Origin of the sequence: Rhodococcus sp. DK176 (genome assembly GCF_038447315.2) — a bacterium.
GTDB classification, from domain to species: Bacteria; Actinomycetota; Actinomycetes; order Mycobacteriales; family Mycobacteriaceae; genus Rhodococcus_F; species Rhodococcus_F jostii_A.
Map to the genome: position 1 here is coordinate 7,345,538 of NZ_CP118321.2, position 15,039 is coordinate 7,360,576.

Sequence of the window (15,039 nt, forward strand, 5' to 3'; positions counted from 1 at the left end):
TAGGTCATGACAACCGACACTCGGCCTCCCGCCGACACTCGTATCATGCGCATCGTCCACAGCGCACTGCGCCGTGATATCGCCCGCGCCGTTCAGGTGCTGCGCACACCACCTCCGCCCGCGCGGACCCAGCGGGTCGCACTCGCCGATCACGTCGTGTGGATGATGCATTTCCTGCACCTGCACCACAGCGGCGAGGACCGTGGGCTGTGGCCGCTGGTCCGCGAGTTGAACCCGGCCGCCGGAGCACTGCTCGACGTGATGGACGCCGACCATGCGCGAATCGGCCCCGAGTTGGAGCGGGTCGCCGCCGCGGCGGTCGAATACCGTGCGCATCCGGCTGCCCGAGAAGACCTTTCGCGTTCCCTCACGGCTCTCGAACAGGTTCTGCTGCCGCATCTGCAGCGCGAAGAGGACGAGATGATGCCGGTCGTCGCCCGCACCCTGACCCGTCGTCAGTGGGACGACGTGGAGCAGCAGGTGTTCATCGCCTCGAAGACCAAGCGGGAGCTGGGGATCGAAGCTCACTGGATCGTCGACGGTGTCGACCGGGAAGACTACGACGTCACCGTCCGCAAGGTCGATCCGGCCACCCGGTTCATGCTGATCCATGCGTTCAAGCGACCATATCGGCGGGCGTGCGCCGCCCGGTGGGGTGCCGACCTCGACGTGAGCCCCCGGCTCCACCAGCCACCCCGCACCGAGGGCTCGGCAGAACTGTGGATCGACGTCCCGGCACGGCAGCTGTACGACGCGGTCGCCGACGTCACCCGAATCAGCGAACGCAGCCCCGAGTGCCGCGGCTGCGCGTGGCTACCGGGACGGCCGCCGGGGACCGTGGGCGCCCGATTCCGGGGGCACAACCGTGCACATCACATGCGCTGGTCCCGGGTCTGCGAGGTGACCGCCGCCGATCCGGGCAGGACGTTCGCATTCCACACGGTGTCGGATCGGCGCAACCCGCTGTACCACGACTCGACCACCTGGTCATACACCTTCCGAGCGGACGGCGACGGGACCCGGGTGACGCACTCGTATCGGATCGACGTCTTGCCGTACCGCCCGCTGCTCTCGCTCTACACACGCCTGCAGCCGCAGCACCGGGACATGCGGCCGCAGATGCGGCAGAATCTGGAGGCGCTGCGGCGGCAGGCGCAGGCCGGTGCGCGTACAGGGCCGCCCCTGCCCCGAACGGCGTAATGCCCTGTCACGTTGGAACGCTCGCCATTAGAATCAGCGTCGATGTCAGGTGACCGCAGGAAGCGCTGCATTCGTGGGTAGGGCCCGCACACTCGCTCAGGTGTACCGACACTTCGGTGAGATCGACGCCGAAACGTCGCCGCTGTACGGGCGCGTCGCCGTCGCCTTGAGTGAGTCCGACGAGGCGCTGCGCGCCATCGAGGCGGCGCCCGCGCGCAAGCGACACCCGAAAGTGATCCTCGCCGCGCTGCACGACCTCGCCCTCGCCGGTCGCGCTCCCGCGCTTGCCTCGGCCTATGCCGATACGGACGGCGACGCTGCCGCCGGCGCGGCGGTCGACACGCTGCTGCGGATGACCGACTCGGTCGTGGCTCTCGCCGTGCGCCGGAAGACGCGGCCCGACGAGACCGGACGCAGCACCGTGCTGTATCCGGCCATTGCCGAGGCGGCGCGCCGGGTCGGCGCGAATGCGGTGGGGCTGATCGACGTGGGCTGTTCGGCTGGGCTCAACCTCAATGTCGACCGTGTGGGCATCACTTACGGCAACGGACAGTCGCTTGGCGACCTGTCCTCTCCCGTGCAGCTGTCGGCTTCGATCGTGGGAGACCGGCCCGTCCCGGCGCGGGTGATGCCCGAGGTCGTCGCCCGGATCGGCGTCGACCTCGATCCGGTCGACGTGACCGACGCGGACGAGGCCCGATGGTTGCGCGCCTGCCTGTGGCCGGATCAGCCGGAGCGGATCGCGAGGCTCGACGCGGAGATGGCGTTGGCGGCGTCGGCCCCTCCGCTGCTGCTGCACGGCGACGCCGTCGAGGTGATGCCCGACGCCGTCGCCCGGGTGCCCGCGGACGCCCTGCCTGTCGTCACCACGACGTGGGCGCTGTCGCGTTTCCCGGTCGAGAGTCGCCTGCGCTTCCTGGACCGCCTACACGAAGCGGCAGCCGGCCGGCCGGTGGCGTGGGTGTCAGTGGAGGGAGTCGGAGTCGCACCGACGATACCCACGCTCGGCGATCGCCACGCCTCTGGGCACAGCCTCATCGGCCTGGCCGTGTTCGACCGGTCGGCTCGGCCTGCCGAGGCTATCGGCCGCTGCTGGTCGCGGGGCCGCGTGCTGGCGTGGCTGGCAGACTCCTGACGGACCGGGCATCCCGTGAAACCGAATGATGTTGCCGCTGTGCGGGACTGTCGGGTGTGGGTCGTCGTCTCCCGAGGCCGGCGAATTCACTCGCTGTGATCTGCAGGTGGGGTGTCAGTTGCGTCAGTGTTGCGGTGAGTCAGGCTGTGGTCGGCCAGGGTCGGGCGGGTGTCGGAGGATGCGGATTTTCTCGCTTCGCCGCTGTCGCAGCTGCGCGCTTCGCCGGAGACTTGTTGCTCCCAGTACGCATCCGATCGTGCCCGTGATGCCCACGGAACTCCCATGCGATGTCCTCTCTGTGCGGGTGGCCGGAGGAGATCGCTCTTCCTGTCACATAGATCGCGCGGATGGCGGCTTGTCTCACCACTGCCCGGCCTCACGGGTGTATTTCCTTTGTACGCCTCGGCAGTGAGGTCTGTCGTACCCGGCGGACCGGGTCGGTGACCCGCGCAGCTCGGGTATCGGGCGAGTGGGAAGCGTCTGCCGGCGGGCTCTGGCTCACGTTCGTTGCCTTATCCGGATATGCGGGGTAGACCTGAGGTACGGATCCACGGCAGACCAAGGTCGGACCGGAAGAGAAGATTCCACCTCTCGGTCGTGGCGCCCAGCACGAGTTGTAGGCACCCACGCACAAGTACAGCCCACTAACTGGGCTCAGCGCGGTGGGCTTGCGTCAGGCGGGGGGATGTCTGACGCCGAGGCCACATTCCACCCCGCGCAACCATGCAGCTTGGTAACCCGACGTTCGTGCTCGCGGGCGGCGCCCCCTCATCAGGGACGCCGCCCGACGTGTGTGTGGAACGACCTGTTCGCGCGGGCGATCGGGATGCAGCGGAATCCTGGACGAGGTGATTCGATGGTGGTCGATTCCCGGAGAAGGAGAGCACATGCTGGTGGCATTCAGCGTCAGCCCGATGGGCGGGGACTCCGACAGCGTCGGTGCCGCGGTCGCAGCGGCCGTGCGGGTGGTCCGCGAATCCGGACTGTCCAACGAGACCACGTCGATGTTCACCACCGTCGAGGGCGAGTGGGACGAGGTGATGGCCGTCGTGAAGCGTGCAACGGACGTTCTGCTGGAACAGTTTCCGCGGGTCAGTCTGGTTCTCAAAGCGGATATCCGGCCGGGTCGAAGCGATCAGCTGCGAGCGAAGGTCGAGACGGTCGAGCGCTACCTGACCGACTGAGCTCGGTCATCCGGCCTCACCGTGTTCGCCGGCATAGTGGTGGGCGAGTTCCGTGCCGATCCGGGCCAGCTCGGCCCGGACCGATCGCGGTTCGAGTACCTCGACCATCGAACCCCAGCCGGCGAGGTTCCGGGCGATGTCCAACGGGGTCGGTGCGGCGAGACGGACCCGCGCGCGACCGTCGTCGTCCTCACCCTCGGGGTGGCAGTGCCGCCCGAAGTGATCGCGCAGGATCGGCACGAACCTGGCGTCGATGAGCACGGTCGCCCAGGTCGTCGAGCGCCGCTGTTCCACCTCGCCGACCACTTCTTCCCACGCTGCGGCGAGTGTGAAGTCGTCGGGGCGCTCGCCGGGCTGCTCCGTCGATTCGGCGTGGACGATCCGGTCGACCCGGAAGGTCCGCTGCCCCCGTTCGGTCCCGGCCAGGAGATACCAGATGTCGTCCTTGTCGACGAGACCCCACGGGTCGACGAGCCGCTCGGACCGTTGCCGGGCGCTGTTCGTGTAGATCAGGCGGACTTTCCGGCGCCGGATCACGGCGGCCTGCAGCAGGTCGACCATCTCGGGCCTGCGGCGATCGCGTTCGCCCCACCGGGTGGGATCGATCATGGTGGCAGTGGCGGCGGCCTCGGCGTCGGCCCGGAAGGTCTGCGGCAGTGCCCGCACGAGTTTGCGCAGCGCGGCCTTGGCCTCGCCCGAGACGGCGGCCGCGGGGCCGACCAGCAGGAACAGTGCCTGCGCCTCGGTCGCGGACAACCCGCTGAGGTCAGTGCGAGCGCCGCCCACGAGCGACCACCCACCGCCGCGCCCGGACTGCGGGTACACCGGGATCCCCGCAGCGGACAACGCCTCCAGGTCGCGGCGAGCGGTCGCGACGGACACGTCCAGTTCGTCCGCCACCTCGGCGGCGGTCACTCGACCCCGGGCCTGCATCAGCAGGAGGGTGGCGACGAGTCGGTCAGCGCGCATGTCCTCAGCTTCCCGCAGAAAGTGCTCAATTGGTGAGCACTTTGAGTTGGAGGATGAATGTTGTCACCGACCGAGGAAGGGAATCACCCATGTTGCGAGGACTCACCACCGTCAACTTCTACGCCGACGACCTCACGGCCGCCCAGGCCTGGTACACCGAACTGCTCGGAGTCGAGCCGTATTTCGTGCGCGCGCTGGAGGGGGCACCCGCCTACATCGAGTTCCGGCTCGGCGACTACCAGCACGAACTCGGCATCATCGACAGCAGATTCGCAACGCCCGACCGGTCACGCGGTGCCGAGAACACGATGACCTACTGGCACGTCGACGATCTGGACGCGAGCGTCGAGCGGCTGCTGTCGCTGGGTGCCACCCTGCACGGCAAGCCGGTCGAACACGGGCCCGGATTCGTCACCGCATCCGTGGCCGACCCGTTCGGGAACATCCTCGGCGTGATGTTCAACCAGCACTACCTGGACATTCTGGCTGCGAAGGCAGGCGCGTGATGGACACCCACGACGTGAACACCGTCGTCGCTCGCACGCCCGCGCAGTGGCGTGCCTGGCTTTCGGAGAACTGCCGGTCCGAGACGGAGGTCTGGCTGATCATCCACCACAAGGACAGCGGAACGCCGAGCGTGCGCTACCACGAGGCGATCGAGCAGGCCCTGTGCTTCGGGTGGATCGAGGCCTGCGCCGCAGACGTGACGCCGACAGTTCTCGACTGCGTTTCACGCCGCGCACCCCGCGCAGCACCTGGAGCCGGGTGAACCGGCAGCGCGCGGCGGAGATGATCGAGCAGGGACTGATGACCGAGCACGGTTACGCCGCTATCGATCTGGCCAAGGCCAAGGGGACCTGGGAGAACACGGCGACCGGGGACAGCGCGACCATCCCTGGCGATCTGCAGGAAGCGTTTGCGCGACACGACGCCGCACGCGCGAACTTCGACAGGTTTCCGCCGTCGTCGACACGGTTGATCCTGGAGTGGATAGCGTCAGCCAGGAAGCCGGACACGAGGCAGCGGCGGATCGAGCGGACGGTCACGCTGGCGGCGATGAACCTCCGGGCCAATCATCCGGGGGTCCGGGCCCCGGACGGTGTGCGGTAGCCGTCGCGAGACCGGTGTCCCGATCGGAGACAGGGAGAGGGAGAGGGGAGACACGACATGGACTGGCCGCACGAACTCGCCGATCAGCTCGGCTGGCACTGGGAGCAGCAGTTGCGTCCCCGGCTGGAGGGGCTGACCGACGAGGAGTATTTCTGGGAACCCGCGCCGGACGGCTGGAGTGTGCGCCCGCGCGGGCAGTCGCAGGCGCCGGTCCGGGCCGGAAGTGGCGCGTTCACCATCGACTTCGCCTTTCCCGAACCGGACCCGCCACCGGTCACCACCATCGCGTGGCGGCTCGGGCATCTCGTCGTCGGCGTCTTCGGGATGCGGATCACCAGTCACTTCGGCGGGCCGCCCGTCGACTATCAGACGTTCGAGTACGCCGGCACCGCGGCCGAGGCGCTCGCGCAACTCGACGAGAACTATGCGGCCTGGTCTGCAGGTGTCCGGAGCCTCGGGGTCGAGGGGTTCGCCCGGCCGTGCGGCGCCGGCGAGGGAGCGTTCGCGGACTATCCCATGGCGGCGTTGGTGTTGCACATCAACCGGGAGGTCATCCATCACGGCGCCGAGGTGGCGCTGTTGCGCGATCTCTATCTGCGCCGGCCGATTTCCTGACCGGAATCCGGGCCGGCTCCACGGGTTTCACTCCCTGGGCCGAACGGATCTGCCAAGCTCGGGTATGCCACCGACTCGGCGGATTCTCCTGTTGACGTGCGTCCTCGCTCTCCTGGCCGCGTGCACGTCGAACACCTCGTCCCCCGATTCTTCCTCCGCGGACGCGAGCAGCGGTTCTGCCGTCTCGTCGGCCGATCCGGCGCAGGCCGACGCGGTGATGAAGATCGTGCGCGACACCATGGCGGAGAGTCACCTGAAGGCGGTGATCGTGCGTGTCACCGTCGACGGCAAGGAGATCGTCACCCAGGCTCTCGGCGAGTCGATGACCGGAGTGCCCGCCACCACCGACATGCACTTCCGCAACGGCGCGGTCGCCATCTCCTACGTGTCCACGCTGCTGCTCCAGCTCGTCGACGAGAAGAAGGTGAGTCTCGACGATACGGTGTCGAAGTGGCTGCCCGACATTCCGCACGCCGACCGCGTGACCCTCCGCCAGCTCGCCCAGATGACTTCGGGCTACGTCGACTACGTCATCGGCAACACCGAATTCGACAGCGCCCTCTACGCGGCACCGTTCCGCAACTGGACGCCTGAGGAACTCCTGGCATTCGCCACGTCCGAGCCCCTGCTCTACGAACCTGGGACGAACTGGAACTACGCCCACACCAACTACGTCATCCTCGGGTTGGTTCTCGAGAAGATCACCGGTCAGCCGATGACGGAACTCATGCAGGACGAGGTGCTGGGTCCGCTCGGCCTCGACGACACCACGGATCCGGGGACGGCGGCGATCCCCGAACCCGTCCTGCACGCGTTCTCGTCCGAGCGGCGCGAGGCCCTGCAGATCCCGCCCGGTGCACCGTTCTACGAGGAATCCACGTATTGGAATCCGTCCTGGACCATCACCCACGGCGCCATCCAGATCACGAACATCTACGACCTCCACGACACGGCCGTCGCCATCGGCACGGGTGAACTACTGTCGCCCGAGTCCTACGAGGCCATGGTGTCGACGGACCTGCGTGGCAAGACGACCGCGCTGCCCGGCTGCACCACCTGCTTCCCGCAGTCGGAGGACTACACCTACGGGCTCGGACTACCGATCGTGGGGACCTGGCTCATGCAGAACCCGCTGTTCAGCGGATCGTCGGCGGTCGAGGCCTATCTGCCCTCGCAGAAGATCGCCGTCGCCATCGCCGTCACGTACGAGCCGGCCGCCTTCGACGACACGGGGGCGTACAAGAACGAGGCCGACAGGCTGTTCCGGAAGATCGGCGCACACCTCGCTCCGACCGAAGCGCCGCCGGTGGCGGTCGGCTAGCGTTCACCCGCGACGCGGGCGAGGCGACGGACGAGAGTCCGCACCACCGGGCCGTAGGTGACCGCGAGTACGGAGTCGAGGGGTCCGGGAGCGGACATCGTCATCGTGATCCGCGAGCCGGCACCGTAGGGTTCGACGACGTGATCGAGCGTCGTCGGTCCCACGCGCCAGGTCCAGGAACGGCCCGGTGTCTTGGCCGAGATCGACGCGGGAACAGGCACGACCCAGAGCAGTCGCGCCGCTCCACGCCGGCCGGCCTGAACCTCGGGGGACCCGAGACCCCACGCTCCGCGGACGTGCGGCGCCCACTCGGGCCAGCGCGAGGGCCGGGAGACGAGCGCCCACGCGACGTCCACCGAGGCGTCGGAATCAGCTGAGAACGAATGCGGCACGGGGGAGGAATACCCGGTTTCGACCCCGGCAGACACCGCAGATGCGGCTCGCGGAGTGGTCGGAGGTGAACACCGGGTGAATTGGCCCGTGTCGAGTTGCATGTAACTCGAGGTACTGGCCACGCTTGGAGGGAACGGCGAGGGAGGGAGCCGATCATGCTCGTTCGTCTGCCCGGGGTGTATCGCCCCCAGCGTGACACCTGGCTGCTCGCCGAGGTGCTGGCGGCCCGAGATCTCGGACCGGGCACCCGCGTGCTCGATCTCTGCTGTGGCACAGGCGTGTTGAGCGTCGAGGCGTGCGCGGCGGGCGCGGGGTGGGTGACGGCGGTCGACGTGTCGCGCCGGGCCGCGATCAGTACCTGGCTCAACGCCAAACTGCGCCGCCGGACGATCCGCGTCGTGCGGGGTGACCTGGTGGACTCCGTCCGGACCCTGCGCTTCGACGTGGTGGTGGCCAACCCGCCCTACGCGCCGGCGACGGACGACGGCAGACCGGGCCGTGTACTCGCGCGGGCATGGGATGCCGGCGTCGACGGGCGCGCCGTGCTCGACCGGATCTGCAGCGAGACCCCGGACCTTCTCGCCCCCGGCGGCACCCTGCTCCTCGTCCAGTCGACGCTCAACGGTGTGGACAAGACCCGGGCGATGCTGGAGGAACGGGGACTGCGGGTGGACGTAGTCGCGTCGGAGGACGTGCCGTTCGGTCCCGCCCTCTCGTCCCGCACGAGGATGCTGGAGGCGCGGGAGATGATCCGGCCGGGCCAGCGCACCGAGCGCATCGCGGTGCTGGCCGCGACCGACCTCCGGTACGGCGAGGCTCCACGCTGACCTGGGCTCTGACTCCGGCGTCCAACTGTTCTCGCCACGGCACAGGTGAGTGGTTCACGTGGTTCGTCGCAACCCGGGACACAACGCAGAGGATCGTGTTGTTCGCGCTGTGGCCGTCCTCAGGAAAAGCGAGCTGATCGGGCTCGCAACCACATCGCCGACGCTGGTGACCGACGGCCACGTGCCGCGTGTAAAGTTTGCCGTTCGACGACGCCCAGCTTTCGAGGACTGCTGAACCACTACATGGCCAAGATCGATCGCAGCCGCACTGCCGCACTGACCCAAGCGCCGACCCTCCACGAGCCGGATGCCGGCGTCCGGCGCACCGTGCTCCCCGGCGGGCTTCGGGTGGTCACCGAATACGTTCCCGGTGTCCGATCCGCATCCGTGGGCGTCTGGGTGGGTGTCGGATCCCGTGACGAGCAGCCCACCGTCGCCGGGGCCGCGCACTTCCTCGAGCACCTCCTGTTCAAGGCCACGCCGTCGCGCAGCGCCCTCGACATCGCGCAGGTGATGGACGGCGTCGGCGGCGAGCTCAACGCGTTCACGTCCAAGGAACACACCTGCTTCTACGCGCACGTGCTCGACGACGACCTGCCCCTCGCCATCGACCTCGTCAGTGACGTCGTCCTTCGGGGCCGCTGCCGGTCCGCCGACGTCGACGTGGAACGCCAGGTGGTCCTCGAAGAGATCTCGATGCGCGACGACGACCCGGAAGACCTCCTCGGCGACGCGTTCCTGACCGCGCTCTACGGCGACCATCCCGTCGGCAGGCCGGTCATCGGCAGCGTCGAATCCATCGAATCGATGACCCGCACCCAACTCCACTCCTTCCACGTGCGGCGCTACACGCCACCGCGCATGGTGGTGGCCGTCGCCGGCAACGTGGAGCACGAACCGACGGTCGAGCTGGTCCGGCGCGCCTTCGCCGGGCACCTCGACTCGGCGTCCGAACCCGCCCCGCGACGCGCAGGCACCCTGCGCCTGCGGGCCGAGCCGACCCTCAGCCTGACCAACAGGGACAGCGAACAGGTCCACCTCTCCCTCGGGGTGCGCGCGTTCGGGCGGCACGAGTCGCACCGCTGGGCGCTGTCGGTGCTCAACGCCGCGGTCGGTGGCGGACTCAGTTCCCGGCTCTTCCAGGAAGTGCGCGAGATCCGCGGCCTGGCGTATTCCGTGTACTCGGGCATCGACACGTTCTCCGACACGGGTGCGTTCTCGATCTACGCCGGGTGCCAGCCGGAGAACCTCGGCGAGGTCACCACAGTGATCCGGGAGGTGCTGTCGAACGTGGCCGCCGACGGCATCACCGACGCCGAGTGCGCCCGCGCCAAGGGATCGCTGCGGGGCGGACTGGTTCTGGGACTGGAGGATTCGGGCTCCCGGATGCACCGCATCGGCCGCAGTGAGCTCAACTACGGCAATCACCGCAGCATCACCGAAACCCTGAGCAAGATCGACGCGGTCACCACCGACGAGGTGCGCGACGTCGCGCGAGTGCTGCTGCAGCGCCCGTTCGGCGCCGCCGTCGTCGGACCGTATCGTCGCAAGCGTGACCTGCCGGCCTCGGTGCGCGGCATCGTCCGGTAACGAGGATTCGCCGAAACCAGAGGAGAAGCCCGAGATGAAGATCCGTGGAGCGGTACTCGAGGAGATCGGGAGAACCCGCCCGTTCGCCGAGTCGGCGCCGATCTCGATCTCCGAACTCGACCTCGACGAGCCCGGCGAGGGCGAGATCCTCGTCCGGATCGAGGCGGCGGGCCTGTGCCATTCCGACCTGTCCGTCGTCGACGGCAACCGGGTGCGCCCGGTCCCGATGCTGCTCGGGCACGAGGCCGCGGGGCGGATCACCCAACTCGGAGCCGGAGTCGACGACGTCACGGTCGGACAGCGCGTCGTGATGACGTTCCTCCCTCGCTGCGGGGAGTGTGAGGGCTGCGCCACCGACGGCCGGATGCCGTGCGTGCCCGGCACCGGTGCCAACAACGACGGAACCCTGCTCGACGGGGGAGTGCGACTGCACCGCGGCGGCGACACCGTGCACCACCACCTCGGGGTGTCCGGATTCGCGACGCACGCGGTCGTCAACCGCCGCTCGGTCGTCCCCGTCGGCGACGACGTCCCCGCCGATGTGGCGGCCGTCCTCGGATGCGCCGTCCTCACCGGCGGCGGTGCCGTCCTCAACGCGGGCGATCCGCAACCCGGCCAGGCCGTGATGGTCGTCGGGCTCGGTGGAGTGGGGATGGCCGCGATCCTGACGGCGGTCTCCAGGGGCGCCGGCGAGGTCATCGGCGTCGATGCCGTTCCCGAGAAGCTGCAGACCGCACGCGAACTCGGCGCAACGGCCGTCTACACCCCGGCGGAGCTCGAGGAAGCCGGTGTCCGGGCACCCATCGTCATCGAGGCGGCCGGCAACGCGCGCGCATTCGAGTCGGCTGTTCGCGCGACCGCTCCCGGTGGCAAGACGATCACCGTCGGTTTGCCGTCGCCCGACGCGCGGTCGTCGATCTCCCCGCTCACTCTGGTGGCCGAGGCCCGCACCATCATCGGCAGCTACCTCGGGTCGGCGGTGCCGTCGCGGGACATCCCGATCTACGAGGACCTGTGGCGCGCCGGGAAGCTCCCCGTGGAGAAGCTCATCTCCTCCCGCATCACGCTCGACGACATCAACCGCGGCATGGACGAACTCGCCGACGGCAAGGCGATCCGGCAGATCATCGTGTTCGACTGACCCGGCGGGCCGGTCGCGGGCAGAATTCTGCCCATGAGGTTTCGCACCACCATCGAGCTGGGCGGCAAGACCGCGACCGGTTTCCGGATCCCCGAGGACGTCGTCGCGGAACTGGGGTCGGGTAAGCGCCCCGCGGTCCGGGTCACGATCGGCGGTCACACCTACCGCACCACGGTCGCGCTGATGGGTGGCGCGTTCATGATTCCGCTCAGCGCCGAGAACAGGGCAGGTGCGGGCGTGGCGGCAGGTGACGAGGTGGACGTCGCCGTCGAACTCGACACCGAACCCAGGGTCGTCACGGTTCCGCCCGACTTCGCCGAGGCGCTCGACCGGCAACCGGACGCGAGAAGGGCGTTCGACGCACTGTCGTACAGCAACCAGCGCCGGCACGTGCTCTCGATCGAGGGTGCCAAGACGGACGAGACCCGGCAACGCCGGATCGGCAAGGCCGTGGACGCGCTGCTGCAGGGCTGAGGCCAACCGGCAGCAATTCCGTCAGGCGGAGTCGCCCGGGCACCCGGTGACGTCGTCGACCGGCAGTGCCGACAGCGCGATCAGCGCGGACACGAATCTCTCGCGGTCGCGCTCCGGCAACCTGGCCAGGAGCCGCTCCTCGCCCCGCCGGATCGCCGCCTGTGCCGAGGCGCGCACGTCGTGCCCGTCCGGGGTCAGCGACAGCAGGCGGGCCCGGCGGTCCGCGGGATCGCGCTGACGGTCGATCAGGCCACTGTCCTGCAGGTCGTCGAGCACGCCGATGATCCTGGTCTTGTCGGCTCCGATTGCTTCCGCGAGCGCGGCCTGGGTTCGCAGCGGGTGCTCGTCGAGTGCCAGGAGCACGACGTATCCCCACATGGTGAGTCCGTGCTCCGCGAGCACGGGGAGTTCCGCCGCCACCAGCGAACGGTTCAGAGCGGTCGTCATCGCCGCGAGGTCGGGACGAGTGCGTTCGTGCTGTCCGTTGGTCGGGTCGAGGCTGGGCATATCGCAGAAAATACACCTTGACCGATCATATGCAGAGGTAGATGATAAGCGAACGCATATAAATTCGAGTCGAGGACGAGGTGTCGACGATGGATGTGGACGAGGTCCGGCGCTGGGATGTCCGCGCCGTGCAATCGAGTGTGGAGTTCGTGTCGCAGGTGACCCGCGACGATCTGCAGCGCGCGACCCCGTGTGCGCAGTGGACTCTCGGGGAACTGCTCGCCCACATGACCGTGCAGCACCTGGGGTTCGCCGCAGCGGCCGCGGGCGGCGGTCCCGACCTGTCGAAGTGGCGGCCGCACGTGGCGGCGGATCCCGTTGCCGCGTACCGCTCGGCGGCCCACACCGTCATCGAGGCCTTCGCCCGGGACGGCATCGGGGAGCAGCAGTTCTGGTTGCCGGAGATCAGCACCGAGTTCCGGTTTCCCGCACCCACGGCCGTCGGGTTCCACTTCCTCGACTACATCGTCCATTCGTGGGACGTCGCCCGGTCACTCGGGTTCGACTTCGCGCCCGAATCCGGCATGGTGGCCGCGGTTCTCCCGATCGCACGACTCGTCCCGGACGGGGCGGACCGGATGCGCGAGGGGGCCGCGTTCGCTTCCGGCCTGCCGACCGACCCCGACTCCGCCGATTTCGACACCGTGCTGTCGCTGCTCGGCCGATCACCGCACTGGCACCCCGAGTACGAGGCCGGCCGCGTCTGACGGCGAGACGCAGGTCTCCCGCCCCGCCCCTGCGCACCGGTCGGCACCCGGCGATTGCGTAGGCTTTCGGGCGAATCGTTGTGACTGGACGGAGCGTGGAGAAGTGAGCGCAGCAGCACCCATCAGGGTCGGGGTTCTCGGGGCCAAGGGCAAGGTCGGCCGAGCGATCTGCGAGGCGGTGGAGCAGGCACCGGACCTCGAACTCGTCGCGGAGGTCGATCACGGCGACCGACTGGAGACGTTCGTCGAGGCCGGCACGCAGGTCGTCGTCGACTTCACCCACCCCGACGTGGTGATGGACAACCTGAAGTTCCTCGTGTCCAACGGTATTCATGCTGTCGTGGGCACGACGGGATTCGACGACGCCCGGCTCGACACGGTGCGGTCGTGGGTGTCGGAGCGGCCCGAGGTGGGTGTCCTGATCGCCCCGAACTTCGCGATCGGTGCCGTTCTCTCCATGCGCTTCGCCGAGGCGGCGGCACGGTTCTTCGATTCCGTCGAGGTCATCGAGTTGCACCACCCCAATAAGGCGGACGCGCCGTCCGGCACCGCCTACCGCACCGCCGCGCTCATCTCGGCGGCACGCCGCTCGGCGGGCGTGGGACCGAGCCCCGACGCCACGACCACCGAACTGGAGGGTGCGCGCGGCGCCGACGTGGACGGCGTGCGGGTGCATTCCGTGCGGCTGGCAGGTCTCGTCGCCCATCAGGAGGTCATCCTCGGCACGCAGGGCGAGACGCTGACCATCCGGCACGATTCGATCGATCGCAATTCCTTCGCCCCCGGCGTCCTGCTCGGGGTACGGGAGATCGGCTCCCGTCCCGGCCTGACCGTCGGTATCGACCCCCTTCTCGACCTGTGAAGGACGGCTCGGCCAAGACTGTCGTCACGATCGGACTGCTGGTCGCGGCGCTGGCGTTCTACTTCGTCCTTCTCGGCCAACGCGGGATCGAGCTGATCCAGGACGGCGGAGCAGCCGCGATCGGCCTGGGTGTCGGCGTCCTGATCCTTCCGTTCCTGGGCGCCTGGATCGTCTACGCCACGCTGCGTGCCGGATTCCAGCATCAGCATCTGTCCCGCCGCATCGCCGACGAGGGGCTCGAACTGGATGTCAGCGATCTGCCGAAGCGCCCCTCGGGCCGCATCGACCGGGATGCCGCCGACGCACTGTTCCATCAGGTCAAATCCGAATGGGAAGCAGACCCGGACAACTGGCGGAACTCCTACCGCCTCGCCCGCGCCTACGACTACGCCGGCGACCGCGGCAGGGCCCGGGAGACGATGAAACGGGCCGTGGAACTCGAACGCGTCGAACGGGAAGGCGAGCCCGGCCGGTAGGAAACGGGCCCGGTCGTACGCTGACGACTGTGAAGTCACTACTCGTCGTCCACCACACGCCGTCGCCGGTGACCCGTGAGTGCCTCGAAGCCGTGCTGAAAGGCGCGCGCGATCCCGACATCGACGGCGTCGAGGTGAAGTCGATCCCCGCTCTCGGCGCAACCGTGCCCGACGTCCTGGCAGCCGACGGGTTCCTGTTCGGAACGTCCGCCAACTTCGGCTACATGTCCGGTGCGCTGAAGCATTTCTTCGACACCGTCTACTACCCGTGCCTCGACGCGGTCGCCGGCCGCCCCTACGGGCTCTGGGTGCACGGCAACAACGACACCGCCGGGGCCGTGACATCGGTGCAGAAGATCGTGACCGGGTTGGCACTCACGCAGGTGGCCGAGATCCTGGAACTGACCGGATCGCTCGACGCGAGCGCACGGGAGCGGTGCTACGAACTCGGTGCGACGGTCGCGGTGACGCTGGCCGAGGACGCCTGACGGTCGCGGCCGGGAGTTGTGTCGGTGGTTGATGGCAGGC

Annotated in this window: 19 protein-coding genes; 16 read left to right on the forward strand and 3 right to left on the reverse strand. The window is 68.6% G+C overall.

Going from position 1 to position 15,039, the window contains the following annotated elements:
• The first annotated feature begins 6 nt into the window (after window positions 1-6).
• The 3 genes from PSR88_RS34140 (at window position 7) to PSR88_RS34150 (ending at window position 3,519) form a co-directional block, all read left to right on the forward strand.
• Window positions 7-1,200 (forward strand): hemerythrin domain-containing protein, encoded by a 1,194-nt coding sequence (locus tag PSR88_RS34140; RefSeq protein WP_016880108.1) that lies wholly within the window; start codon window positions 7-9, stop codon window positions 1,198-1,200.
• 100 nt (window positions 1,201-1,300) lie between these two features.
• A complete protein-coding gene (locus PSR88_RS34145; RefSeq protein WP_237723753.1) occupies window positions 1,301-2,335 on the forward strand; it encodes a DUF2332 domain-containing protein in 1,035 nt (344 codons plus the stop codon).
• 887 nt (window positions 2,336-3,222) lie between these two features.
• Window positions 3,223-3,519: an MTH1187 family thiamine-binding protein gene (locus PSR88_RS34150; RefSeq protein WP_009479982.1), complete on the forward strand. Its 297-nt coding sequence runs from the start codon at window positions 3,223-3,225 to the stop codon at window positions 3,517-3,519.
• A gap of 6 nt (window positions 3,520-3,525) precedes the next feature.
• Here the strand turns inward: PSR88_RS34150 and PSR88_RS34155 are convergent, their stop codons facing one another.
• Window positions 3,526-4,488 (reverse strand): helix-turn-helix transcriptional regulator, encoded by a 963-nt coding sequence (locus PSR88_RS34155; RefSeq protein WP_011598541.1) that lies wholly within the window; start codon window positions 4,486-4,488, stop codon window positions 3,526-3,528.
• A gap of 89 nt (window positions 4,489-4,577) precedes the next feature.
• Here PSR88_RS34155 and PSR88_RS34160 point away from each other — a divergent pair, with 89 nt between their 5' ends.
• The 5 genes from PSR88_RS34160 to PSR88_RS34180 all read left to right on the forward strand — a co-directional run bounded on the left by PSR88_RS34160 (window position 4,578) and on the right by PSR88_RS34180 (window position 7,534).
• On the forward strand, window positions 4,578-4,994 hold the full coding sequence (locus PSR88_RS34160; protein WP_009479984.1) for a VOC family protein: 417 nt from the start codon (window positions 4,578-4,580) through the stop codon (window positions 4,992-4,994).
• Complete coding sequence (locus tag PSR88_RS34165) at window positions 4,991-5,257, forward strand: YdeI/OmpD-associated family protein (RefSeq protein ID WP_237723755.1); 267 nt, start codon at window positions 4,991-4,993, stop codon at window positions 5,255-5,257. Before PSR88_RS34160 ends, PSR88_RS34165 begins: the two co-directional genes overlap by 4 nt.
• Window positions 5,254-5,598, forward strand: a complete 345-nt coding sequence (locus tag PSR88_RS34170) for a YdeI/OmpD-associated family protein (protein WP_237723760.1) — start codon at window positions 5,254-5,256, stop codon at window positions 5,596-5,598. The genes PSR88_RS34165 and PSR88_RS34170 overlap by 4 nt, the downstream gene beginning before the upstream one ends.
• 57 nt (window positions 5,599-5,655) lie before the next feature.
• Window positions 5,656-6,213, forward strand: a complete 558-nt coding sequence (locus tag PSR88_RS34175; RefSeq protein WP_016880110.1) for a DinB family protein — start codon at window positions 5,656-5,658, stop codon at window positions 6,211-6,213.
• A gap of 64 nt (window positions 6,214-6,277) precedes the next feature.
• Entirely contained in the window at window positions 6,278-7,534 is a 1,257-nt protein-coding gene (locus tag PSR88_RS34180; RefSeq protein WP_011598544.1) for a serine hydrolase domain-containing protein, read from the forward strand.
• Here PSR88_RS34180 and PSR88_RS34185 read toward each other — a convergent pair.
• Complete coding sequence (locus PSR88_RS34185; RefSeq protein ID WP_011598545.1) at window positions 7,531-7,926, reverse strand: SRPBCC family protein; 396 nt, start codon at window positions 7,924-7,926, stop codon at window positions 7,531-7,533. The genes PSR88_RS34180 and PSR88_RS34185 overlap by 4 nt on opposite strands.
• Window positions 7,927-8,082: 156 nt before the next feature.
• Here PSR88_RS34185 and PSR88_RS34190 point away from each other — a divergent pair, with 156 nt between their 5' ends.
• The 4 genes from PSR88_RS34190 to PSR88_RS34205 all read left to right on the forward strand — a co-directional run bounded on the left by PSR88_RS34190 (window position 8,083) and on the right by PSR88_RS34205 (window position 11,959).
• The gene (locus PSR88_RS34190) at window positions 8,083-8,754 is read left to right on the forward strand and encodes a HemK2/MTQ2 family protein methyltransferase (RefSeq protein WP_016880111.1); all 672 of its coding nucleotides are present in this window, start codon (window positions 8,083-8,085) and stop codon (window positions 8,752-8,754) included.
• Between the two features lie 243 nt (window positions 8,755-8,997).
• Entirely contained in the window at window positions 8,998-10,344 is a 1,347-nt protein-coding gene (locus PSR88_RS34195; protein WP_029537472.1) for a M16 family metallopeptidase, read from the forward strand.
• Window positions 10,345-10,378: 34 nt separating this feature from the next.
• Entirely contained in the window at window positions 10,379-11,485 is a 1,107-nt protein-coding gene (locus tag PSR88_RS34200; protein ID WP_009479992.1) for a zinc-binding dehydrogenase, read from the forward strand.
• A 33-nt stretch (window positions 11,486-11,518) separates the two neighbouring features.
• Window positions 11,519-11,959 carry a YdeI/OmpD-associated family protein gene (locus PSR88_RS34205; RefSeq protein ID WP_011598548.1) on the forward strand — a complete coding sequence of 147 codons (441 nt, stop codon included), beginning with the start codon at window positions 11,519-11,521 and terminating at the stop codon, window positions 11,957-11,959.
• Between the two features lie 21 nt (window positions 11,960-11,980).
• On the opposite strand, the gene PSR88_RS34210 is transcribed toward PSR88_RS34205, so the two are convergent.
• A complete protein-coding gene (locus PSR88_RS34210) occupies window positions 11,981-12,466 on the reverse strand; it encodes a MarR family winged helix-turn-helix transcriptional regulator (protein WP_016880112.1) in 486 nt (161 codons plus the stop codon).
• Window positions 12,467-12,555: 89 nt separating this feature from the next.
• On the opposite strand from PSR88_RS34210, the gene PSR88_RS34215 reads away from it, so the two are divergent.
• The 4 genes from PSR88_RS34215 to PSR88_RS34230 all read left to right on the forward strand — a co-directional run bounded on the left by PSR88_RS34215 (window position 12,556) and on the right by PSR88_RS34230 (window position 14,999).
• Window positions 12,556-13,173: a TIGR03086 family metal-binding protein gene (locus PSR88_RS34215; RefSeq protein WP_011598549.1), complete on the forward strand. Its 618-nt coding sequence runs from the start codon at window positions 12,556-12,558 to the stop codon at window positions 13,171-13,173.
• 103 nt (window positions 13,174-13,276) lie between these two features.
• Complete coding sequence (gene dapB, locus PSR88_RS34220) at window positions 13,277-14,035, forward strand: 4-hydroxy-tetrahydrodipicolinate reductase (protein WP_016880114.1); 759 nt, start codon at window positions 13,277-13,279, stop codon at window positions 14,033-14,035.
• The gene (locus PSR88_RS34225; protein ID WP_011598550.1) at window positions 14,032-14,511 is read left to right on the forward strand and encodes a hypothetical protein; all 480 of its coding nucleotides are present in this window, start codon (window positions 14,032-14,034) and stop codon (window positions 14,509-14,511) included. Before dapB ends, PSR88_RS34225 begins: the two co-directional genes overlap by 4 nt.
• 29 nt (window positions 14,512-14,540) lie before the next feature.
• Window positions 14,541-14,999, forward strand: coding sequence for a flavodoxin family protein (locus PSR88_RS34230; RefSeq protein WP_009479998.1), 459 nt, complete (start codon window positions 14,541-14,543; stop codon window positions 14,997-14,999).
• Window positions 15,000-15,039 lie beyond the last annotated feature (40 nt).

Excerpts from the sequence above, each read along its gene's own strand:
- PSR88_RS34205 (WP_011598548.1), top strand. The coding sequence starts at position 11,519 with ATGAGGTTTCGCACCACCATCGAGCTGGGCGGCAAGACCGCGACCGGT.
- PSR88_RS34210 (WP_016880112.1), bottom strand. The coding sequence starts at position 12,466 with ATGCCCAGCCTCGACCCGACCAACGGACAGCACGAACGCACTCGTCCC.
- PSR88_RS34200 (WP_009479992.1), top strand. The coding sequence starts at position 10,379 with ATGAAGATCCGTGGAGCGGTACTCGAGGAGATCGGGAGAACCCGCCCG.
- PSR88_RS34155 (WP_011598541.1), bottom strand. The coding sequence starts at position 4,488 with ATGCGCGCTGACCGACTCGTCGCCACCCTCCTGCTGATGCAGGCCCGG.
- PSR88_RS34195 (WP_029537472.1), top strand. The coding sequence starts at position 8,998 with ATGGCCAAGATCGATCGCAGCCGCACTGCCGCACTGACCCAAGCGCCG.
- PSR88_RS34215 (WP_011598549.1), top strand. The coding sequence starts at position 12,556 with ATGGATGTGGACGAGGTCCGGCGCTGGGATGTCCGCGCCGTGCAATCG.
- PSR88_RS34180 (WP_011598544.1), top strand. The coding sequence starts at position 6,278 with ATGCCACCGACTCGGCGGATTCTCCTGTTGACGTGCGTCCTCGCTCTC.
- PSR88_RS34175 (WP_016880110.1), top strand. The coding sequence starts at position 5,656 with ATGGACTGGCCGCACGAACTCGCCGATCAGCTCGGCTGGCACTGGGAG.
- PSR88_RS34160 (WP_009479984.1), top strand. The coding sequence starts at position 4,578 with ATGTTGCGAGGACTCACCACCGTCAACTTCTACGCCGACGACCTCACG.
- PSR88_RS34190 (WP_016880111.1), top strand. The coding sequence starts at position 8,083 with ATGCTCGTTCGTCTGCCCGGGGTGTATCGCCCCCAGCGTGACACCTGG.
- PSR88_RS34140 (WP_016880108.1), top strand. The coding sequence starts at position 7 with ATGACAACCGACACTCGGCCTCCCGCCGACACTCGTATCATGCGCATC.
- PSR88_RS34150 (WP_009479982.1), top strand. The coding sequence starts at position 3,223 with ATGCTGGTGGCATTCAGCGTCAGCCCGATGGGCGGGGACTCCGACAGC.